General features: G+C 66.9%; 23 protein-coding genes and 1 tRNA gene. 8 read left to right on the forward strand and 16 right to left on the reverse strand.

Annotated elements, in window-relative coordinates:
• Positions 1 to 85 precede the first annotated feature (85 nt).
• From QXK92_RS21750 to QXK92_RS21760, 3 genes are all read left to right on the forward strand, one after another.
• The gene (locus QXK92_RS21750) at positions 86 to 1,255 is read left to right on the forward strand and encodes an acyl-CoA dehydrogenase family protein (protein ID WP_306245129.1); all 1,170 of its coding nucleotides are present in this window, start codon (positions 86 to 88) and stop codon (positions 1,253 to 1,255) included.
• A 116-nt stretch (positions 1,256 to 1,371) separates the two neighbouring features.
• On the forward strand, positions 1,372 to 1,809 hold the full coding sequence (locus QXK92_RS21755; RefSeq protein ID WP_306245131.1) for a hypothetical protein: 438 nt from the start codon (positions 1,372 to 1,374) through the stop codon (positions 1,807 to 1,809).
• Positions 1,810 to 1,821: 12 nt separating this feature from the next.
• Positions 1,822 to 2,529, forward strand: coding sequence for a TetR/AcrR family transcriptional regulator (locus QXK92_RS21760; RefSeq protein ID WP_306245133.1), 708 nt, complete (start codon positions 1,822 to 1,824; stop codon positions 2,527 to 2,529).
• Here QXK92_RS21760 and QXK92_RS21765 read toward each other — a convergent pair whose 3' ends face one another.
• The gene (locus QXK92_RS21765; protein ID WP_306246396.1) at positions 2,530 to 3,597 is read right to left on the reverse strand and encodes a phosphotransferase family protein; all 1,068 of its coding nucleotides are present in this window, start codon (positions 3,595 to 3,597) and stop codon (positions 2,530 to 2,532) included. It lies immediately after the preceding gene.
• Positions 3,598 to 3,679: 82 nt separating this feature from the next.
• Positions 3,680 to 4,300 (reverse strand): TIGR03085 family metal-binding protein, encoded by a 621-nt coding sequence (locus tag QXK92_RS21770; RefSeq protein WP_306245135.1) that lies wholly within the window; start codon positions 4,298 to 4,300, stop codon positions 3,680 to 3,682.
• A gap of 121 nt (positions 4,301 to 4,421) precedes the next feature.
• Between QXK92_RS21770 and QXK92_RS21775 the strand changes: the two genes are divergently transcribed.
• Positions 4,422 to 4,640, forward strand: coding sequence for a DUF3072 domain-containing protein (locus tag QXK92_RS21775; RefSeq protein WP_306245136.1), 219 nt, complete (start codon positions 4,422 to 4,424; stop codon positions 4,638 to 4,640).
• Here the strand turns inward: QXK92_RS21775 and QXK92_RS21780 are convergent.
• The 3 genes from QXK92_RS21780 to QXK92_RS21790 all read right to left on the reverse strand — a co-directional run bounded on the left by QXK92_RS21780 (position 4,637) and on the right by QXK92_RS21790 (position 7,231).
• Positions 4,637 to 5,863 carry a fatty acid desaturase gene (locus QXK92_RS21780; RefSeq protein WP_306245138.1) on the reverse strand — a complete coding sequence of 409 codons (1,227 nt, stop codon included), beginning with the start codon at positions 5,861 to 5,863 and terminating at the stop codon, positions 4,637 to 4,639. The genes QXK92_RS21775 and QXK92_RS21780 overlap by 4 nt on opposite strands.
• Before the next feature lie 27 nt (positions 5,864 to 5,890).
• Positions 5,891 to 7,021 carry a ferredoxin reductase gene (locus QXK92_RS21785; protein WP_306245140.1) on the reverse strand — a complete coding sequence of 377 codons (1,131 nt, stop codon included), beginning with the start codon at positions 7,019 to 7,021 and terminating at the stop codon, positions 5,891 to 5,893.
• 127 nt (positions 7,022 to 7,148) lie between these two features.
• A tRNA-Leu gene (locus tag QXK92_RS21790) sits at positions 7,149 to 7,231 on the reverse strand.
• Between the two features lie 182 nt (positions 7,232 to 7,413).
• Here QXK92_RS21790 and QXK92_RS21795 point away from each other — a divergent pair.
• Positions 7,414 to 7,797 (forward strand): hypothetical protein, encoded by a 384-nt coding sequence (locus QXK92_RS21795; protein ID WP_306245141.1) that lies wholly within the window; start codon positions 7,414 to 7,416, stop codon positions 7,795 to 7,797.
• Positions 7,794 to 8,144, forward strand: coding sequence for a DUF3817 domain-containing protein (locus QXK92_RS21800; RefSeq protein WP_306245144.1), 351 nt, complete (start codon positions 7,794 to 7,796; stop codon positions 8,142 to 8,144). The genes QXK92_RS21795 and QXK92_RS21800 overlap by 4 nt, the downstream gene beginning before the upstream one ends.
• A 19-nt stretch (positions 8,145 to 8,163) precedes the next feature.
• Here the strand turns inward: QXK92_RS21800 and rdgB are convergent, their stop codons facing one another.
• The 10 genes from rdgB to clpS all read right to left on the reverse strand — a co-directional run bounded on the left by rdgB (position 8,164) and on the right by clpS (position 14,797).
• The gene (gene rdgB / locus QXK92_RS21805; RefSeq protein WP_306245146.1) at positions 8,164 to 8,760 is read right to left on the reverse strand and encodes an RdgB/HAM1 family non-canonical purine NTP pyrophosphatase; all 597 of its coding nucleotides are present in this window, start codon (positions 8,758 to 8,760) and stop codon (positions 8,164 to 8,166) included.
• Positions 8,761 to 8,828: 68 nt separating this feature from the next.
• Complete coding sequence (gene rph, locus QXK92_RS21810) at positions 8,829 to 9,608, reverse strand: ribonuclease PH (protein ID WP_306245148.1); 780 nt, start codon at positions 9,606 to 9,608, stop codon at positions 8,829 to 8,831.
• A 129-nt stretch (positions 9,609 to 9,737) separates the two neighbouring features.
• Complete coding sequence (locus QXK92_RS21815) at positions 9,738 to 10,517, reverse strand: cyclic nucleotide-degrading phosphodiesterase (RefSeq protein WP_306245150.1); 780 nt, start codon at positions 10,515 to 10,517, stop codon at positions 9,738 to 9,740.
• A gap of 70 nt (positions 10,518 to 10,587) precedes the next feature.
• Positions 10,588 to 11,403, reverse strand: a complete 816-nt coding sequence (murI, locus tag QXK92_RS21820) for a glutamate racemase (RefSeq protein ID WP_306245152.1) — start codon at positions 11,401 to 11,403, stop codon at positions 10,588 to 10,590.
• The gene (locus tag QXK92_RS21825; RefSeq protein ID WP_306245154.1) at positions 11,400 to 12,059 is read right to left on the reverse strand and encodes a rhomboid family intramembrane serine protease; all 660 of its coding nucleotides are present in this window, start codon (positions 12,057 to 12,059) and stop codon (positions 11,400 to 11,402) included. The genes murI and QXK92_RS21825 overlap by 4 nt, the downstream gene beginning before the upstream one ends.
• 40 nt (positions 12,060 to 12,099) lie before the next feature.
• Positions 12,100 to 12,390, reverse strand: a complete 291-nt coding sequence (locus tag QXK92_RS21830; RefSeq protein WP_306245155.1) for a MoaD/ThiS family protein — start codon at positions 12,388 to 12,390, stop codon at positions 12,100 to 12,102.
• 23 nt (positions 12,391 to 12,413) lie between these two features.
• Entirely contained in the window at positions 12,414 to 12,854 is a 441-nt protein-coding gene (locus tag QXK92_RS21835; RefSeq protein ID WP_371934577.1) for a Mov34/MPN/PAD-1 family protein, read from the reverse strand.
• Positions 12,838 to 13,875 carry a P1 family peptidase gene (locus QXK92_RS21840; RefSeq protein ID WP_306245156.1) on the reverse strand — a complete coding sequence of 346 codons (1,038 nt, stop codon included), beginning with the start codon at positions 13,873 to 13,875 and terminating at the stop codon, positions 12,838 to 12,840. Before QXK92_RS21840 ends, QXK92_RS21835 begins: the two co-directional genes overlap by 17 nt.
• A gap of 25 nt (positions 13,876 to 13,900) precedes the next feature.
• The gene (locus QXK92_RS21845; protein ID WP_306245158.1) at positions 13,901 to 14,482 is read right to left on the reverse strand and encodes a DUF2017 domain-containing protein; all 582 of its coding nucleotides are present in this window, start codon (positions 14,480 to 14,482) and stop codon (positions 13,901 to 13,903) included.
• Between the two features lie 9 nt (positions 14,483 to 14,491).
• Positions 14,492 to 14,797: an ATP-dependent Clp protease adapter ClpS gene (gene clpS / locus QXK92_RS21850; protein ID WP_055579620.1), complete on the reverse strand. Its 306-nt coding sequence runs from the start codon at positions 14,795 to 14,797 to the stop codon at positions 14,492 to 14,494.
• 54 nt (positions 14,798 to 14,851) lie between these two features.
• Here clpS and QXK92_RS21855 point away from each other — a divergent pair, with 54 nt between their 5' ends.
• The gene (locus tag QXK92_RS21855; RefSeq protein WP_306245159.1) at positions 14,852 to 16,150 is read left to right on the forward strand and encodes a nicotinate phosphoribosyltransferase; all 1,299 of its coding nucleotides are present in this window, start codon (positions 14,852 to 14,854) and stop codon (positions 16,148 to 16,150) included.
• 4 nt (positions 16,151 to 16,154) lie between these two features.
• Entirely contained in the window at positions 16,155 to 18,134 is a 1,980-nt protein-coding gene (locus QXK92_RS21860; protein ID WP_306245162.1) for an ATP-dependent DNA helicase, read from the forward strand.
• 80 nt (positions 18,135 to 18,214) lie between these two features.
• Here the strand turns inward: QXK92_RS21860 and QXK92_RS21865 are convergent, their stop codons facing one another.
• Positions 18,215 to 20,794 carry a glycosyltransferase family 1 protein gene (locus QXK92_RS21865; protein ID WP_306245164.1) on the reverse strand — a complete coding sequence of 860 codons (2,580 nt, stop codon included), beginning with the start codon at positions 20,792 to 20,794 and terminating at the stop codon, positions 18,215 to 18,217.
• Positions 20,795 to 21,031: the final 237 nt, after the last annotated feature.

The following is a 21,031-nucleotide window of genomic DNA, read 5'->3' on the forward strand; positions in this document are numbered from 1 at the left end:
CGCAGCCGGGCCCGAATCTCGCTATATCGTATTTCATATATGATATAGCCAGCGTTGCCAACCGGCCCGGAAGGAGCTCCTCACCATGACTTCAGAGGTCGCCGAGGTCCCCGACGAGGATTTTCAGGAGATCCTGGCGCAGACCCGCCACTTCATCCGGACCGCCGTCGTCCCGCGCGAACAGGAGATCCTCGATGACGACCGGGTGCCCGATGATCTGCGTGACCAGGCCAAGAAGATGGGCCTGTTCGGCTATGCGATCCCGCAGGAATTTGGCGGCCTCGGCCTGAACCTGGTCCAGGACGTCGAGATGGCGATGGAGCTGGGGTATACGTCGCTGGCGCTGCGCTCGATGTTCGGCACCAACAACGGCATCGCCGGGCAGGTCCTGGTCGGCTTCGGTACCGACGAACAGAAGGGCCGCTGGCTGGAGTCGATCGCATCCGGCGACACGGTGGCCTCCTTCGCGCTGACCGAACCCGGAGCCGGATCCAACCCGGCCGGGTTGAAAACGAAAGCGGTTCGCGACGGCCAAGACTGGGTGATCAACGGGCAGAAACGCTTCATCACCAACGCGCCCGTCGCCGACCTGTTCATCGTCTTCGCCCGGACCAGGCCCGCCGACGACCAGGGCCCTGGAATCGCCGTCTTCCTGGTTCCGGCCGACGCGCCCGGCGTGGAGGTGGGCGTGAAGGACGCCAAGATGGGCCAGGAGGGCGCCTGGACCTCTGACGTCAGCTTCACCGACGTCCGCGTCGACGACACCGCGCTGATCGGCGGCAATGAAGACATCGGCTACCGCGCGGCCATGACCTCGCTGGCACGGGGACGGGTCCACATCGCCGCCATTGCGGTGGGTGCGGCCCAACGCGCCCTCGACGAATCCGTGGCCTACGCCGCGACCGCCACCCAGGGCGGCACGCCGATCGGCAGCTTCCAGCTGGTGCAGGCGATGCTGGCCGAGCAGCAGACCGGGGTGCTGGCCGGACGCGCCCTGGTCCGCGACACCGCCCGTCAGTGGGTGGACAACTCGGATCGGCGCATCGCGCCGTCGGCGGCCAAGCTGTTCTGCACCGAAATGGCCGGCAAGGTGGCCGATCTCGCGGTGCAGGTGCACGGCGGCAGTGGCTACATGCGCGGCGTCCCGGTGGAGCGCATCTATCGGGACGTACGGCTGCTGCGACTCTATGAGGGCACCAGCGAGATTCAGCAACTGATCATCGGGTCCAACCTGGTCAAGGCGGCACAGCGGTAACGGCCGCTTGTCCTCACCGGAGAATCGTTTCCACTTTTAGACCGCTGGTCTAAAATATTAGACCAGCGGTCTAAAACCGGCCGCGGTTTATCAGCATGGGGACAGCAGTGATCACAATGAACAGCCTCGCGAACCTGACCGACAGTAGCCAGCGCACCCGCTCCTTTGCGCGCGTGCTCGGACCGTTCATCGCCGTGGTCCCGGCCATCGTGGCCATCAGGGCCGCCGAACTCGACGGCCTCTTGTCGACCTTCGCCAAAGACCCCATGTGGCCATGGGCGACGGGCGCCCTGCTGTTCTTCTGCGGGCTGTTCATCGTTGCGTTCCATCAGTATTGGCGCAGCCTCGCCGCGGTGATCATCTCCCTGTTCGGCTGGTTTCTGCTGTTGCGGGGTTTCGCGTTGCTCGCCATGCCGCAATTGATCATCGACGCCGCCGAAGCCTCCACCCGACCCTCGGGTTCCGCCATCACCCGGGTGCGGATCGGATTCGGGCTGCTCGCAGTGTGCGGTCTGTATCTCGCCTACGTCGGCTGGGCGAAGAAGTCCGACTGATCCGCCACCACGATGCCACGCGTCGTCAAGCAGCGAAGCGTCCGACAGGCCGAAGTGCTCGACCAGGCACTGGCCCTGTTTCTCGAACGCGGCTACGAGAACGTCAGCCTGAACGATCTACTCGCCACCGCAGGCACGTCCAAAGGCGCCTTCTATCACTACTTTCCGTCGAAGGAGGCACTGGTCGAAGCGCTCGCCCGGCGCAGTGCCGAGGAAGCGTTCGAGGCGTTGCGCCCGGTGTTCGCCCAGCCGGGCACCAATGCGCTGGAACGGCTCAATGCCGGACTCGCGGCGAGCTACCAGGTCAAGATGGCCATGGGAGCCCCGGAACAGATCGCGGCGATGAGATCACTGCTGACACCGCAGAACCGGCCGCTGTTCCAGAGAATCGTCGCAATCTGGGAGGACCTGTTCCGTCCGGTTCTGACCGAACTCATCACCGACGGGGTGCAGCAGGGCGTGTTCGACACCTTTGATCCCGAGGGTGTCGGTGACATGATTCAGGGGTTCGCTGCCAGCATGGACACGCACGTCATTCGCATCATGGACGCACCGGACACGAGGACTCGCCGCCGGGCCATCGATGACGCGGTCAAGCGGCTGAAACTGTATGGCGTTGCGACGGACCGGATCCTGGGGCTGCCCGATGGGTCGACGGTGGTGCTTGACCGCAAGCAGGTAGTGCAGATGGTCGCGCCCCTCGCGAAGCGCCCGTCCTGATCAACCGATCAGGTCCAGCGTCCCCAGGTCGCGAATCGCCTGACACCCCCGGGTGAGCATGGTCAGCACCATGTCGTCGCCGCGGTCGGTCGACGAGGCGAATGCGAATCCCAGAGCTGAAATCAACGGTGCTTGAACGACTCCCAGCCGATAGTCACGCCAGCAGGCGTCGCGGTCGTAGCCGGAGACGCCGTGGCCGAGCAGCGCCAGGTGATAGTCATCGACCAGGCTTTGCTCGATGACCGGCCGCAATTGCGAGTCGAGGCTGGTGGCCGTGAAGTACGCGAGATCTCGCGCCGGAAGTCCGATCCCGAGCGTCTGCCAGTCGACCACGCAAACCCGGGTGCGGCCGGGGTCAAACAACAGGTTGTCCAGACGGTAGTCACCGTGCAGCAGCGCATACCGGTCGTGCTCGGCAAGTAACCATGGTGTCACCAGACGCATTGTGTCGCGGAAAGTCTCACGGTCCTGCTCGGTCATCCGGTCACCGAGCTTGTCCAGCGTGATGTCCGCGCTCATCTGCGCCACGTCACCGAGCCCCTTGGCCGACTCCTCGTCGGGGCGCCCGAAAGCGATGCCGGGCAGATCCAGCCATCTCGGGTCACACCAGGTGGGTCCGTGCAGGCCGGCCAGCGCGGTCACCGACAGGCGTGCCTCCCGCTCACCGCAACCCACGATCTGGTCGCCCTGCACCGCGGGTGCCTGATCAGCCAGCAACAGCGCGTATTCCATTGCGTCGTCGGTGATCTCACAGTAGAAACACTCGGGCACGGGGACCCGCACCCGGTCGGCCACGGAGTTGTAGAACGAGCACTCGCTGCGGTAGCCGAACACCACCCGATCCCGCACGGCGTCATCCTGAGCCGGCAACTTGATGACGAACGTCAGCGGCAACCCTGCGGGGTCCGACCGATACGTGGCCGTTACCCGGTAGGTGGCCCCGGTTTGTCCGGTGCCGATCGCCACCACCTCGGCGTCGGCAACCTCGACGGAGGTTCCGCGCGCGCTGAGCACCGTCGACAGCCACTCCGGCGTCACATCGGTGGGGTACCGCGGGATTGACAACAGGGCACTCACCACACGCCTCCAGCCAGGTTACGAACTACCTAGGAGACTGTAAGGCATACGGCATCGGCTTCCGTACTCCGCGCTAGAAGCCCTTGGGAGCCTCCCGGACGGCCCGCACCGCTGATTCGTCGCCCTCGAAGTCGACCCGGGCGGCCCGGCCCACCGCGAACAGCAGCAGTTCCTCGGGTTCACCCGTGACCGTGACGGCCGGTCCGTTTCCCGCGGTCAGCAACGTCTTGCCCTCGGTGGTCCGTAACGCGACCCGCCCGGGAACCTTCGCCAGCGTGAGGCGCCCCATCAAGGGGACAGTCCGGGCGAGCCGGTTTTTCAGGCCGGGTTCGAGCTTGCGGGGCTCCCAACTCGCGCCGGCGCGACGAACGTCCTCGTGGTGAATGAACATCTCGGCAACGTTGATCACCGGGTCCAGCACCTTGAAGGGAGAATAAGCCGGCGGGCCGGACGCGACCTTGCCCACCAGTTCGTCCCAGCCCGTGTGCTCGGCGACCTCGTTCTGCACCTTTTCGGTGTGCCCGGCGAAGAACGGTATGAGGATGCCCGGGGCGGCGTCCAACCGGTATTCCCTGATCACCAGGTGTGCCGCCAGGTCGCGGGTTGTCCACCCCTCACACAGGGTGGGCGCCTCGGGCCCCACAGCACGGATGGTCTCCACCAGCGCGGCTCGTTCGCGTTGTGCAATGGACACAGGATCTCCCGTCGGGTTCAGGGCGGATTGCGCACACGTTCCTGTGATCGTATCGACTGACCGCCGGCGGCAGGTTTCGAAAGTTTGTGCGATGGCTATCCGGGGTGCGGAGGTGACAGACATGAGCAACAACGAAGCAGTGCAGGCCCCCCAGGAGAACCCGGAGAAGGACCCTGCGGACTGGGTGACCGGCGATGAACCGATGACCGGTCCCCAGCGCAGTTATGTGCAGACCTTGGCCCAGGAGGCCGGCGCGGATGTTCCCGACGACCTGACCAAAGCGCAGGCATCCCAGGTGATCGAGGAATTGCAGCAGCGGACCGGTCGCGGCACAAGTTAGGCCGCCGCGGAACGCAACTCGCGCAAAGCGGTGCGCAAACCGCGGCGCCGGCCTGTCTCGGGATCAACGAAGCTCTCCTTCAGGCCGGCGCGTACGCGAAATTTCAACTCCGAACGCGTCTCCGGCGCGTCATCGGAAGTCGCCTTGAGCATGCTATCCGGCAACGCGAGCTTCAGAATCGTCCAGAACGACTGAAAGTATTGGCGGCCAAGGGATCCCGTCGTGTAGGGCAGATCGTATTTCTCGCACAGCTCGCGCACGCGTACCGAAATCTCCGCATACCGGTTGCTGGGCAGGTCCGGGAACAAGTGGTGCTCGATCTGATAGCACAGGTTGCCGCTGACGAACGCCATCACCGGTCCGGCATTGAAGTTCGCCGATCCCAGCATCTGGCGCAGGTACCACTCTCCCTGCGTCTCGTTCTCGAACTCCTCCTTGGTGAACTTCTCTGCGCCGTCCGGGAAGTGGCCGCAGAAGATGACCATGTACGACCAGTAGTTGCGGATCAGGTTGGCCACGACATTGGCCTTCATGGTCTGCTTCCAGTTGCGCCCGGCCAGCGCCGGGAACACCAGATAATCTTTGCCGGCCTGCTTGGCGACCTTCGTGCCGATCACTCGGAGGTCCTTGCGCGCCTCGGCCCAGGTCTTCTCCTTCTTGCGGAGCTTCTTCGACTCGATGTGGTGCAGCGCGACGCCCCACTCGAACAGTGTGCCGAGCAGGATGTTGTAGATCGGGTTGCCCAGATAGTAAGGCTCCCAAGGCTCGTCACGAGTGACCCGCATGATGCCGTAGCCGACGTCGGCGTCCAGGTCGACGACGTTGGTGTACTTGTGGTGGACGAAGTTGTGGGAGTGCTTCCATTGCACGCTCGGGCAGGTGGTGTCCCACTCCCATTCGGTGGAATGGATTTCGGGGTCATTCATCCAGTCCCATTGCCCATGGATGATGTTGTGGCCGAGCTCCATGTTCTCGATAATCTTTGCCATTCCGAGCATTCCGGTTCCGGCCAGCCACGCGAACTTGTTTCGGCTGGCGAACAACGCGATTCGGCCGCCGGCGGCCAGCGCGCGCTGCAGTTGAATAGAGCGTCGGATGTAGCGCGCGTCGCGTTCGCCGCGGGACTCTTCCACTTCGGCACGGATCGCGTCCAGCTCCTGCGCAAGCTGCTCGACGTCCTCGGCGGTCAGGTGGGCGTATTCCTTGATATCGGTGATGGCCATTGTTCCTCTATTCCTCGGAAGATTGAGTCAGATCTTGAGCGTGCAGTCGCCGGAGGCGGTGGAGATGCAGGTCTGGATGCGGTCGCCTTCCCGGTGTTCGGTTCCCGACCGGAAGTCGCGGACATGCCCCGATTCCAGCGGCAGTACACAGGTTTGGCAGATCCCCATACGGCAACCGAAGGGCATCTGAATGCCTACCTGTTCTCCTGCGTCCAGAAGCGATGTGGCGCCGTCGATTTCGACCGTCTTGTCCGAGACCGAGAAGGTGACCGTCCCACCTTCGCCACCTTTGTCGGTAGCGGCGATCGTGAAGCGCTCCATGTGCAGCTGATCTCCGAGATCGGCTTTCTCGTAGAGCTTCTCGGCGTCATCCAGCAGCGCGGAGGGACCGCAGACCCAGGCGGGGCGTTCTTTCCAGTCGGCTGCGATGTCGGCCAGCTCGTCCAAATTCAGATGACCCTGAGTTCCGGTGAGTTGCAGATGCAGCCGGTAACCAGGCTGGGATCTCTCGAGTTCGCGCAACTCGTCGTGGAATATCACGTCCGATTCACTCGGCGCTGAATGAATGTGGACGATGTCCGCCTGCTGTCGGCGCGACTGAAAGGTTCGCAACATGGCCATCACCGGCGTGATGCCGCTACCGGCGGTGATGAAGAGGATCTTCTCCGGCGGCGGCTCGGGCAGCGCGAAATCCCCCTTGGGAGCCGCCAGTCGCACGATGGTGCCGGGTTTGACGCCGTCCACCAGGTGCGTGGACAGGAAACCTTCGGGCGTGGCCTTCACCGTGATGGTGATGTGCTTGTTGTCCCGGCGGGGAACCGAGGTCAGCGAGTACGACCGCCAGTGCCAGCGACCGTCGATGCGCAGACCGATGCCCACGTATTGACCGGCCTGGTAATCACCGGAGAACCCCCACCCTGGCTTGATCGTCACGGTCGCCGAGTCTTCGGTTTCCGGTTGTACACCGACAATCAGGCCCCGCAGCTCGCGCGCCGACCAGAGCGGGTTGAGGAACTTCAGGTAGTCGTCGGGGAGCAGGGGCGTGGTCGCCCGGGCAGCGAGCCCGCGTGCCACGTTCGCCCACGGCGTTGACGCTGTTGACACGCCTTCTGCAGGCGCTTTACTCCATTGCAGGACACTGCGAAGTGTCGAAGCCATAGTTCGTCCCGGGGGTGTCGGAAGGTTCCGTGAAACGGTTGAAGCACGGTAAGTAGCCAACTTCCCGATCTGGGCTTTCAATAAACACTCGTTCGCTGAAATGAGCGAACCGCTTAGCAGTTACGAGTGCGGGCGGAGGGACTCGAACCCACACGCTCTAAGAGCACCGGCACCTAAAGCCGGCATGTCTGCCAATTTCATCACGCCCGCTGCGTCGGTCGATCGTACCGCTCCGGATTTCGACCAGGCCGCCACGCGGACACCGAGCTTGAACCGACGGCGGAAATTCGGCGAAAATTCGGCAAGAATCTCGCCCCTGGTTCACGCCCGGCGACTGCGCGGCACGCTCGAGGACTTCGTGGCCGAAAACTCGTACGCGGTACCGTCGTAGGGTGTCCACCCCGGTCCGCACGAGGCGCAGACGGCCCGCAGCCATCGCGCTCGTTATCTTCGCTGCCTGCGGCTGCCTGGCGCTGGGCTGGTGGCAGTGGACCCGGTTTCAGTCGGTGTCGGGGACCTACCAGAACCTCGGCTACGCCCTGCAATGGCCGATGTTCGCCGCGTTCTGCATCTATGCGTACCGCAAATTCGTCCGCTACGAAGAGGCGCCGCCGGCCCCCCGGGACACCGTCACCGAGATTCCTCCCGGGCTGCTTCCCGAGCGACCGAAGCCCGCACCCCAACAGCCTGACGATCCCGCGCTACGCGAGTACAACGCCTATTTGGCCGAACTCGCCAAAGACGATGCTGAACAGCAGAAAAGGACGACCGCATGAGCACACCTGAGACGCCCGAACGCAGCGCTTCGGCGTTCCCCGCCGACAAGATCCGCTCCGCGTTGTTGGCTTACCGGGTGATGGCGTGGACGACCGGTATCTGGCTGATCGTCTTGTGCGGCGAGGTCGTTTCGCACCTGGTGTACCACCGCGAGGTCCGGTGGATCGAAGTCGTACACGGCTGGGTGTATTTCGTCTATGTGCTGGCTGCGTTCAACCTTGCGATCAAAGTTCGGTGGCCGATCGGTAAGACCATCGGCGTGCTGCTGGCCGGCACCATTCCGCTGCTCGGGATCATCGTCGAGCATCGGCAGACCAAAGAGGTCAAGGCCAACTTCGCGGTCTGAGCGGTCTGAGGGCTCTGACCTACAGGGTCCGCAGCGCCGGCAGCAGCAGGGCCAGCGCGCGACCACGGTGTGACACCGCGTCTTTCTCTGCCGCGCTGAGTTGCGCTGCAGTGCGGCCATCCCCTTCAGCGGGAAGAAACACCGGGTCGTAGCCGAAGCCCCCGTCGCCGCGCGGCTCGTGCGCGATGGTGCCGGGCCACTCGCCGCGGACCACGACCTGCTGTCCATCGGCGACCAGCGCGCAGGCCGAGACGAACGCTGCGCCGCGCCGCTCGTCGGGCACGTCGCGCATCTGCGCGAGCAGCAGTGCGGTGTTGGCGCCGTCGTCGCCGTGATTGCCCGACCAGCGTGCGGACAGCACGCCGGGCATGCCGTTCAGCGCGGCGACTTCCAATCCGGAGTCGTCGGCGACACTCGGCAGGCCGGTCGCGGCGAACGCGTCGCGCGCCTTGGCCAGCGCGTTGTCTTCAAACGTCGCACCGGTTTCCGGTGCCTCGTCGAAGGGCGGCACATCATCCAGCGATACCAGCGTCACCCCGGACAACCCGGCGCCGTCGAGCACCCGCTGCAACTCGGCCAGCTTCTTGCGGTTGCGGCTGGCCACCAGCAGCCGCAAGCCCGGCGGAGCCGGGCGCTGGGGGCACCGCCCGCTTGCGGGGGACGGGTCAGCACCGTCCGGCATGCTCAGCTTCCGAACGCTTTCGATGCCTTCGGCCCCTCGGGCAGCACGCCGGGGTACGGCAGCGCCAACGCCTCGCGCTGGGCGGCGAATAGCTTGTCGCATGCGCCCAGCGCCATGTCGAGCAGTTTGTCCAGGGTCGAGCGCGGGAAGGTCGCGCCCTCGCCGGTGCCCTGCACTTCGACCAGCGTGCCAGTGTCGGTCGCGACAACGTTCATGTCGACCTCGGCGCGCGAGTCCTCCTCGTAGGGCAGATCGACGCGGACCCGGCCGTCGACCACACCGACGCTCACCGCGGCGATCGCGCAGGACAGCGGGCGCGGGTCGGAGAGCTTGCCGGCCGCCGACAGGTAGGTGACGGCGTCGGCCAGCGCCACATAGGCACCGGTGATCGCCGCCGTCCGGGTCCCGCCGTCGGCCTGCAGCACGTCGCAGTCGACAGCGATGGTGTTCTCGCCCAGTGCGCCCAGGTCGATGCACGCCCGCAGTGACCGGCCGACCAATCGGCTGATCTCCTGCGTACGTCCGCCAACGCGGCCCTTGACGGATTCCCGGTCCGAGCGGGTGTGGGTGGCGGACGGCAACATCGCGTACTCCGCGGTGAGCCAGCCCAAGCCCGATCCCTTGCGCCAGCGCGGCACCCCCTCGGTGACGCTGGCGGTGCACATGACCTTCGTGCCGCCGAATTCGATCAGCACCGAACCCGCCGGGTGGTCGGTGAATCCGCGGGTGATGGTTACCGGGCGAAGCTCGTCGTCGAGGCGGCCGTCTTCTCGTTTGGACACAAGGTCCACCCTATCGCCGGGCCTCTGGTGCGCTCGGACGGCACTGAGTGTGCGGGCACTGCTTTCGGTGCGCGCTCACCGCGGCGATAGGTCGAAAATCGCGCGGTCACGGCACACTCGGTGGCACTCTCAGCCGGCGCGCCGGACTTCGATCGTCTCGCCGGGCACCACCGCGTGCACGGGCCCGTCGAACTCGGCCTTGGCCTCGCTGATGACATCCTCGCGAGAGGTCCAAGGCGGGATGTGCGTCAGCAGCAACTCCCGCACGCCGGCCGCAGCCGCGGCCCGACCGGCTTCGGTGCCCGACAGATGAAGGGCGGGCGGATTTTTCGGCGAGTGCGTCCAGGAGGCCTCGCACAGGAATACATCGGCGCCGCGGGCCAGTTCGACGAGTTGGTCGCATTCCCCGGTGTCCCCGCTGTACACCAGCGAGGCCCCGCTCGGGTCGGTGAAACGCAGGCCGAACGACTCGGTGGGGTGCGCGACGACCCGCGGCAGCACGCTCAGGGCGCCGATGTCGACCGCCTCGCCGTCCACCCAGTGGCGAACGTCGAAGATGTCCGAGCAATCGTCGATTTCGCCACCGTAGGGGGACGACGCCGCCCCCAGCCGCGACCACGTGTCGCTCGGCCCGTACAGCAACGCCTTGCCGTTGGGTTTGGCGGTCGGGTGATACCGCCGCCACACGAAAAGACCGGGCACATCCAGGCAGTGGTCGGCGTGCAGATGCGACAGCAACACGTGGACCGAACCCGGATCGGCATGTCTTTGCAGTGCGCCCAACACCCCCCCGCCGAAGTCGATGACAAGCGGCGGAGTGTCCGGTGCCCGGAGTAGATAACCCGACGCGGGCGAGTCCGGACCCACGACGCTGCCAGAGCATCCGAGCACGGTTAGTCGCACGGACACCACTGTGCCATGCCAGTTAGCACGATGGGGAAAACATCGCCGCATTGGGCCATCAGAATCGTCGGCTTTTTCACGAGACGGGAGCCTGTCGGGCGGGTTCGACCCCCACCACCGCGGGCCCGAGGAATCGGGAGGCGAGTTTGGTGAACGCCTCGAGGTCACCGGTCGCCTCGAAGACCCGCGTGGCCGGCGGTCCCTCGTGCGGACGCAACAAGTCGCGTTCGGTGAGCACGCGCAGCACTTGCTTGGCGGTCTCCTCGGCGCTGGAGACCAGAGTGACGTCCTCCCCCATCACGAGTTGGATCAGTCCGGACAGCAGCGGGTAGTGCGTGCACCCCAACACCAGCGTGTCGACCTCGGCGCGCTGCAGCGGTTCCAGATAACCCTCGGCCAGACCCAGCACCTGCCGACCACTGGTGACGCCGCGCTCGACGAAGTCGACGAACCGGGGGCAGGCCACCGCGGTGATCTCGGTGTCGCGCGCGGCGGCGAACGCATCCTGGTAGGCGTGGGAGTTGATCGTCGCCCGCGTGCCTATCACCCCGATGCGGCCGTTGCGGGTGGCGGCCACCGCGCGGCGCACCGCCGGCAGGATTACTTCGACGACGGGCACGTCGTACCGTTCCCGCGCATCCCGCAGGCAGGCGGCGGAGGCGGAGTTGCACGCAATCACCAATGCCTTGACGCCGCGGCTGACCAGATCGTCTCCGATGGCCAGCGCGTGGGCACGGATCTCCGGGATGGGCAGCGGTCCGTACGGCCCGTTGCCGGTGTCGCCGACGTAGATGATGTCCTCGTCGGGCAACTGGTCGATGATCGCCCGCGCGACCGTGAGTCCTCCGACACCGGAATCGAAGACTCCGATGGGAGCCAGGGGCGAACTCATGTCTTCAGGTGCGGTGCGCCCAGGGCCCTCTTCCGCTCGCGGGCCTTGCGTTCGGGAGCCGACAACAGATAGGCCGCCACCACGCCGGCGATCGCGCCGCACAAGTGGCCCTGCCAGGACACGCCACCGCACACGCCCAGGACGGGCAGGGCGCCGAGCAGCACACCGCCGTAGACGAACAGCACGACCAGGCCGATGATGATGTCCCACACTTTGCGCACGAAGATGCCGAATACCAGCAAGAAGGCAAGCCAGCCGAAGATCAGCCCCGATGCGCCGATGTGGTCGGTCGGGCCGCAGCTGCTGCCGACGTTGCCGATCAGCCAGGTCCCGAAGCCACCCAGGATCCAGATGATCGCGGTGGCCCACACGAACCGGGACAGTCCGGCCAGTGTCATCAGGAAGCCCAGCACCAGCATCGGCACCGTGTTGGCGATCAGATGCTGCCAGTTCGCGTGCAAGACCGGGGCGAAGACGATCCCCCACAGGCCGTCGGTGGTCAGCGGCCGGATGCCGTTGCGGTCCAGCCGGCCACCGCTGAGTTGATCGATCAGCTCAACGACATAGAGCAGGGCCACGAAGGTGATGATCGTCGTCGCGCCGATCACCCAGCCCGGCTTCTTGTTCGACTGGTTCGCCGGCGCCGGTTTGTTCATGCGCCGATCCTCCTCATCGCCCTGGGTCCAAAGGTCCAGGCTACCGGTAGACCTCGCCTTGACCGCCCGCGACCGCAGGCAGGATGGTGACCGAGTCGCCGTCCGCGACGGCGGTGTCCAGACCGCCGGAGAAGCGCACATCCTCGTCGTTGACGTAGATGTTCACGAAGCGGTGCAGGCGGCCGTTATCGATGAGCCGATCCGAGATGCCCGCGTAGTTGGCTTCCAGGTCTGTGATGACGGCACCCAGCGTGTCGCCACTGGCCGAGACGCGCTTCTCGCCACCGGTGTGGGGTCGCAGGATGGTCGGAATGGAGACGGTGACGGTCATGCTGGCCTTTCTGTCGCGTGGGCTCAGTACTGCTCGACGATGTCAACAGGTTCCTCGCTGACGACACCGTTGACAATGCGGTAGCTGCGCAGTTCGTGCCGGTGCGGGTCTCGGGTGGACACCACCACATAGTGCGCGCCGGGTTCGGCCGCCAGGTCGATATCCGTGCGACTCGGATACGCGTCGCTGCCGGGGTGGGAGTGGTAGATGACGACGGGGCCCTCATTCGCGCGCTCCATGGCCTGCCACACCTCGAGTTGCTGGCCGGAATCGAATCGGTAGAACGTCGGCGACCGTTCCGCGTTGACCATGGGAATGTGTCGCTCCGGACGGTCCGAGCCGTCGGGACCGGCCAGTACACCGCAGGCTTCGTCGGGGTGGTCCCGGCGGGCATGGGCGACCATCGCGTCGACGAGATCGGCACGGATCACCAGCACCGCGATGCCTTCACCGCCGGAACGCACCCGGCAGCACGTCGCGGTACGCCGGTATCGCGGCCACCGATTCCGCGGCGATGACTCCGTCGAGCACCGCCCGGGCCAGGCAGTCGGCGGCGGCCGCGCCCACCGTGGTGAGCAGACCGGTCTCCGGCGACAGCGCGGCCGGGGTCTTGGCGGACGGTGGCACCTCGACGGCGCCGGTCGCCAGGGCGAAGACGGTGTCGCCGTCCAGGGGGGTGTGAGCGGGCCGCAGCGTCCGGGCCAGACCGTCGTGGGCGGCGATCGCGACGCGACGGCACCCCGCGGGGCTGAGCGCCGCATCCGTGGCGACCACGGCGATCGTGGTATTCAGCTCGCTCAACGGGGACGGTAACTGCGCCAGCGCCGCGATCTGCTCGGACGGCGGTGGCGTCAGCGCGAACTGGTCGGTCAACTCCGCCATCCACGGCAGGCCGGTCGCTGGGTCGACGGCTTCGCCGGCCGCGTTCACCACGGCCAGCGCCCCGACGGTGATGCCGGAGGGAAGCGTGACCGACGCGGTCCCGACGCCCCCTTTCAGCACTCCGACGCGCGCCCCGACGCCGGCGCCGACCGTCCCGACGGCGACTGGCGCCGCGTCGCCGGAGCCGTCGGCCGCCACGCATGCGGCGTAGCCGAACTCGGCCGTCGGCCGGCAATCCCAGGCTCCGACCGGAAGATCGAAGATCACCGCCCCTGGGACGATCGGCACCACACCGTCACCCATCGCGACGCCGCGCTGACGTTCCTCCAGCCAGCGCATGACGCCGTCGGCGGCGGCGAGCCCGAACGCACTGCCGCCGGCCAGCAGCACCGCGTCGACGTAGCGCACGCTGTTGACGGGGTCGAGCAGGTCGGTCTCTCGCGTTCCCGGCGCACCGCCGCGGCAGTCCACGGCGCCCACCGTGCCCGGGGGCGGCAGCACCACGGTGACGCCGCAGGCCCACCCGCCCCCGAGGGACGCGTCGGGGTCCAGCCGGTGGTGATGGCCGACGCGGATTCCGCCGACGTCGGTGATGGAGTTCATCTGACCGTCTTGCCTTTTACAGGGGTCATCGTGGCCCCATCAGCACCAGCACCAGATACTCCTGCAACACCGTCAGCCACTGATAGACGTCGAAGTGGGCGGCCAGCGGGTGGTCGGCGGGCAACCGCTCCGGGCCTTGCGGCCCGATCTCGAGCATGACGCCCAACGTCAGCCGCAGATCGTTGACGGCCGAAATCCAGGCGTTGGCGCTCTCCTCGGTCAGCTCGAACCTGCCGCCGTTGACCGGCAACGTATCCAGCAACTGTTGCGCCGCAACCCGTTTGGCCTCGATGATCTCCGGCTCGTGCAGACTGCGCAGCGCCGAGTTCAGGGCTTCGGAGGCCTCCAGAGTCAGTGGATCGCCGTCGTCGTTGCGATAGAAGTCCGGTAGCAGGCGCCCGAGTGTCGCGTCCGCCGGACGCTCGGAATGTCCGGTCTTGATACCGGTGATCTCTTCGAGTTCGTCAGCCGGCGACGTGGCCTGCCGCTCGTCGAGCAGGCCGGCCATCGCACTCACCAGGTTCTGCAGCAGAGCCGCCTCGTGCGGGGCCAGCGACGACCGGAAACGAGGTCCGTTGCGGGTTTCGACGCGCTTCCATTTGCGCACTATCAGAACTCAGCGGTCCTGCTGCATGGTCGCCCACAACCCGGCGGCATGGAGCTTGGACACGTCGACCTCCATGGACTCCCGACTGCCTGACGACACCACGGCCTTTCCTTCGTTGTGCACCTGCAGCATCAGCTTGGTGGCGTGCGGTTCGCTGTACCCGAACAACTTCTGGAAGACATACGTCACGTAGGTCATCAAGTTGACCGGGTCGTCCCAGACGATGGTCACCCATGGACTCGTCGTAGCTTCGACCGGAGCGGATTCTCGTTGCCCGGTGCTGCCCGGCTTGGCCGGCGCGATCGCTACAACCATGGCGTAAGGATACCGAGCCAGGCCGGTATTGCAGCCAGCCGATACCTTTGCGATGTGAACGACTCGGTACTTGCTGGGCTGCTGACCGACAAATACGAGTTGACCATGCTGGCCGCGGCCCTGCGCGACGGTACCGCGCACCGGCGCACCAGCTGGGAAGTGTTCGCGCGGCGGCTTCCGGCGGGCCGGCGCTACGGGGTGGTCGCCGGAACCGGCCGGCTGCTGGAAACCTTGCCGCAGTTCAGGTTCGACGGCGACGCCTGTGCGTTGCTGTCGGAGTTCCTCGACGCCGACACGGTGGAGTATCTGCGGGACTTCCGCTTCCGCGGGGACATCGACGGGTACGCCGAGGGCGAGCTGTACTTCCCGTACTCCCCGGTGTTGACGGTGCACGGCAGCTTCGCCGAATGCGTGCTGCTGGAAACCCTGATCCTGTCGATCTTCAACCACGACACCGCGATCGCGTCGGCGGCCGCGCGCATGGTCAGCGCGGCCGGCGACCGCCCCGTGATCGAAATGGGTTCGCGGCGCACCCATGAGCAGGCGGCGGTCGCATCCGCGCGGGCCGCCTACATCGCAGGATTCGCCGGGACATCCAACCTCGAGGCGCAGCGTCGATTCGGTGTGCCGTCGGTGGGAACCGCCGCGCACGCGTTCACCATGCTGCACACCACCGATCAGGGCCCCGACGAGTTGGCGGCGTTCCGCGCGCAGGTCGCGGCACTGGGGCCGGATACCACGCTGCTGGTCGACACGTACGACGTCACCACCGGGGTGGCCAACGCCGTGGCCGCCGCCGGTACGGCGCTGGGTGCCGTCCGCATCGACTCCGGGGACCTGGCGGTGCTGGCCCACCAGGTGCGTGCCCAACTCGATGAGCTGGGTGCCTCGAAGACCCGCATCGTGCTGTCCAGCGATCTCGACGAGTTCGCCATCGCGGGCTTGCTCGCCGCTCCGGTGGACAGTTACGGGGTGGGCACCTCCCTGGTCACCGGCTCGGGTGCGCCGACGGCGAGCATGGTCTACAAGCTGGTGGAGGTGGACGGCATCGCGGTGCAGAAGCGCAGCAGCCAGAAGGAGTCGCACGGCGGCCGCAAAGCGGCGCTGCGGTTGTCGCGGCCGACGGGCACGATTACCGAGGAGGTCGTGCATCCGTTCGGGCGCGCGCCGTCGGTCAGCGAGCCGCACCGTGTCCTGACCACGGCGCTGGTTCACGGCGGCGAGGTCCTGATGGACAGTGATTTGACAGTGGCGCGGAACTTGGTCGCCGCCGGGCAGCGCAGCCTGCCGTGGGAGGGACTGGCCCTGTCGCCCGGCGATCCGGCGATCCCGACGCGAACCATTCCGGCCTGAACCGATGACCGAGTCCGTCCCGGCGTTGCTGGCGATCGCGGTATCGGCGCTCGGCGGCAGCGAGCGCAGCGGTCAGGTGGAGATGGCCACCGAGGTGGCGCGCGCCTTCGACACCGGCGAGCACCTGGTTGTGCAGGCCGGCACCGGCACCGGAAAGTCGTTGGCGTACCTGGTTCCGTCCATCGTCCGGGCAATCGAGGACGACGCACCCGTGGTCGTGTCGACCGCCACGATCGCATTGCAGCGCCAGCTCGTCGACCGCGACCTGCCCCGGCTGGCCGATTCACTGGCCGGCGCGCTGCCCCGGCTACCGACCTTCGCGCTGTTGAAGGGCCGACGAAACTATCTGTGCCTGAACAAGATTCATAACGGTAGCGCCGGGGACGACACCGACGACCGGCCGCAGGAGGAACTGTTCAACCCGATGGCGGTCACGGCGCTGGGCCGCGACGTGCAACGGCTGACCGAGTGGTCGGCCGAAACAGACTCCGGTGACCGTGACGACCTGAAGCCCGGTGTGCCGGACCGGTCCTGGTCGCAGGTCAGCGTTTCGGCGCGGGAATGCATCGGGGTGGCGCGCTGCTCGTTCGGCGCGGAGTGTTTCTCCGAGCGCGCACGGGCGCGGGCCGGAACCGCCGATGTCGTCGTCACCAACCATGCGCTACTGGCGATCGATGCCGTATCGGACTCCGCGGTGCTGCCGGAACATTCCTTGCTGGTGGTCGACGAAGCGCACGAACTGACCGACCGGGTGACCTCGGTGGCCACCGCCGAGCTGACGTCGGCGACCCTCGGGGTGGCCGCACGCCGCGTCGCCCGACTGGTCGGCCCGGAACTGGTCCATCGCCTGGAGGCAGCCTCGGCCACCTTCTCCTCGGCGATCCACGACGCCGCGCCGGGCCGTATCGACCACCTCGACGACGAGCTGGCAACGTACCTGACCGCATTGCGCGACGCCGCCAACGCGGCCCGGTCGGCGATCGAGAGCACCAGCGACGCGCGGGCGGCGGCGGCACGCGCGGAAGCCGCCTCAGTGCTGATCGAGATCTCCGACACCGCGGCGCGGATGCTCGTTTCGTTCGGTCCGGCCATCCCCGATCGCACGGACATCGTCTGGCTGGATCACGAGGAGATCCGCGGTACGCCGCGCGCGGTGCTGCGCGTGGCGCCCTTGTCGGTGGCCGGCCTGCTGGCCGAGAAGGTGTTCTCGCGTGCCACGACCGTGCTGACATCGGCGACCCTCACCGTCGGCGGCGCTTTCGACGCGATGGCGCAGGCCTGGGGCCTCACCGAAGCAGATACGACGTGGCGGGGTATCGATGTGGGATCGCCGTTCAGCCACGCCAAGTCGGGGATCCTTTACGTCGCCGCGCATCTGCCGCCGCCCGGTCGGGACGGCACCGGCTCGGCCGAACAACTCAACGAGATCGCGGAGTTGATCACCGCCGCGGGCGGTCGCACACTGGGGCTCTTCTCGTCGATGCGCGCGGCGCGGGCCGCCGCCGAGGCCATGCGTGAGCGGCTGGCCACCCCCGTTTTGTGTCAGGGCGACGACAGCACCTCGGCACTGGTCGAGCAATTCGCCGAGGACCCCGAGACATCGCTGTTCGGGACGTTGTCACTGTGGCAGGGCGTCGACGTCCCGGGTCCGTCGCTGTCCCTGGTGCTGATCGATCGCATCCCGTTCCCCCGCCCCGACGACCCACTGCTGAGCGCGCGCCAGCGCGCGGTGGCCGCCCGCGGCGGCAACGGATTCATGGCGGTGGCGGCCAGTCATGCGGCGCTGTTGCTGGCGCAGGGTTCGGGCCGGCTGCTGCGCCGGGTCTCTGACCGCGGTGTGGTCGCGGTGCTGGACTCGCGCATGGTGACGGCACGCTACGGCGACTACCTGCGCGCGTCGCTGCCGCCGTTCTGGCAGACCACCAACGCCCAGCAGGTCCGCGCCGCGCTGACGCGTTTGCGCGAATCCCCGCCGCCGCGCTGACTCGCTTGGCGCGAACAGAGGCGAAATCGCACGATTCTCCGTGGCTAGAGTGCGATTTCGCGTCTGCTCGCGGTGGAGACTCAGGCCAATGTGACCAGGCCCAGCTCGCTGCTGGCGGCCAGCATCGGGTGACGCGGCAGCACCCGCACCGTGTAACCCAGCGCCCCGGCCAGGGGCAACGGCGTCGTCGTGGAGAAGACCTGGTTGCCACCCTCGGCGCTGCCGGTATAGGTCATCTCCACGGTCAGCGGGTCGAGCAGCTCGTCGCCGCTGTCGACCCGGCCCAGCACCGCCTGCACCGTCACCTCATCGGGCGCCAGCCCCGCTAACTGGACGGTCGCGGTCAACGTCAGTTTCGACCCGAGCAGCGGAGTGTCGGGCAGTCCGGTGCTGTCGACATCGGTGACGACGATCCGGGGCCACGCCTCCTCGGCCCGCCGCCGGTATGCCGTCAACTCACGAGCCGGCTCGAACGCGTCCGCGATGGTGCTGCGTCGCGACTGGGCCGCCGGGGTGTAGTAACGCTCGACGTAGTCGGTGACCATCCGGGAGGCCAGCACCTTGGGGCCCAATGTCTGCAGGGTGTGTCGCACCATCTCGATCCAGCGCGGCGGCACCCCATGCTCGTCGCGTTCGTAAAACTTCGGGGCCACCGCCTGCTCCAGCAGGTTGTAGAGCGCGGTGGCCTCCAGGTCGTCACGCCGGTCCTCATCGGCGACACCGTCGGCGGACGGTATCTCCCAACCGTTTTCGCCGTCGTACCACTCATCCCACCAGCCGTCGCGGATCGACAGGTTCAGGCCGCCGTTGAGGGCGCTTTTCATGCCCGACGTGCCGCAGGCCTCCAGCGGCCGCAGCGGGTTGTTCAGCCACACGTCGCAGCCCCAGTACAGCAACCGCGCCATCGACATGTCGTAGTTCGGCAGAAACGCGATCCGGTGCCGCACCTCCGGCCGGTCGGCGAACCGCACCACCTGCTGGATCAGCGCCTTGCCGCCGTCGTCGGCGGGGTGCGACTTGCCGGCGACTATCAGCTGAATCGGGCGTTCCTCGTCCAGCAGCAGGCGCTCCAGCCGGCTCGGGTCGCGCAGCATCAGGGTAAGCCGCTTGTACGTCGGGACTCGCCGGGCGAACCCGACCGTCAGCACATTGGGATCGAATGCCTTTGCGATCCAACCTAACTCGGCTTCAGATGCGCCCCGCTCAAGCCACGACTGCCGCAGCCGCGCCCGAACGTCCTCGACCAGCAGCTCGCGCAGCTGGGACCGGATCCACCACAGATGCCCCGGGTCGACCTGCTGCAGCCGCAACCACACGGCGGGCTCGCTGAACGAGTCGGACCCCGCCAGCTCGCGGCCCAGTTGCAGCCACTGGGGCGCAGCCCAGGTACGCGCGTGCACGCCGTTGGTGATCGACCCGATCGGCACCTCGGCGGGGTCGAAGCCAGGCCAGAGTTCATTGAACATCTCCCGGCTCACCTCGCCGTGCAACAACGACACCCCGTTGGCCCGCTGCGCCAAGCGCAGCCCCATGTGGGCCATGTTGAACTTCGCAGGATCCTCCTCGGCGCCCAGGGCGAGGATCCGCTGTGTCGGTACGCCCGGCAGGAGCGTGGTCACGCTGTCGCCTTCGTCGTCGAAGTACCGCTGCACCATCTCCACCGGGAACCGGTCGATGCCGGCCGGGACCGGGGTGTGTGTGGTGAATACCGTGCTGGACCGCACCACCGTCACAGCGGTGTCGTAGTCGAGTCCCGCCTCGGTGACCAGCTCGCGGATGCGTTCGGCACCGAGGAAGCCGGCGTGGCCCTCATTCATGTGGAACACCTCGGGGGCCGGGCGACCCTCGATCGCAGTGAACGCACGGATCGCCCGCACCCCGCCGATGCCGGCCAGAATCTCCTGCTTGATGCGGTGTTCCTGATCGCCGCCGTACAGACGGTCGGTGACGCTGCGCAGATCATGCTCGTTCTCCGGCACATCGGAATCCAGCAGCAGCAGCGGCACCCGGCCGACCTGCGCCACCCACACCCGCGCCCGCAGCCGCGCGGAATCCGGCAACGCCAATTCGACCAGCACCGGGTCACCGGTGGCGTCGGTCAGCAACCGCAATGGCAATCCCTGCGGGTCCAGCGACGGGTAGGTCTCCTGCTGCCAACCGTCGGCGGTCAGGGACTGCCGGAAGTAGCCGGAGCGGTAATACAGGCCGACCGCGATCAGCGGCAACCCCAGATCCGAGGCCGACTTCAGATGATCACCGGCCAGGATCCCGAGGCCACCGGAATAATTCGGCAGCACTTCCGCGACGCCGAATTCCATCGAGAAATAGGCGATCCCGGTGGGCATCACGACCCCGGCCGCTTCCTGTTGCTGATACCAGAGCGGACGGGTCAGATAGTCGTTCAAGTCGGCTGCGAGTTCGTCGAGCCTACGCAGGAAATCCTCGTCGGACGCCAACTCGTCGAGCCGCGCAGGCTTGACGGCGCCCAGCACCGCAACCGGGTCCTTGCCGCATTTGAACCACAAGTCCGGGTCGATGCTCGCGAACAGGTCCTGCGTGGGTTTCTCCCACGACCAGCGCAGGTTGGTCGACAGCTGGTCGAGCGCAGCCAGGCGGTCAGGAAGGTGGGCGCGGACGGTAAAGCGGCGGAGGGCTTTCACGCATCTCAACCTTAGTGCGGTTTTCGCTGCGTGCAGCGTTCCGTGGCCTGCACGTGCCGAGTGTGCTTCAGCACCCGCCGGTGTAGCAGGACACTAGGGTGGGTATGGGGCGCAAAGAGGCGACAGACATCGAGCTGACGAATAACACCTCAACGACGACCGTGCGGCCGCCTGGGGTGACGAATCCGGAACGCCCCGGCGACGACGCGGCGCAACGACGGGCCGCCGAAGAGCCGG

The organism is Mycobacterium sp. TY815 (assembly GCF_030755135.1).
Lineage (GTDB): Bacteria > Actinomycetota > Actinomycetes > Mycobacteriales > Mycobacteriaceae > Mycobacterium.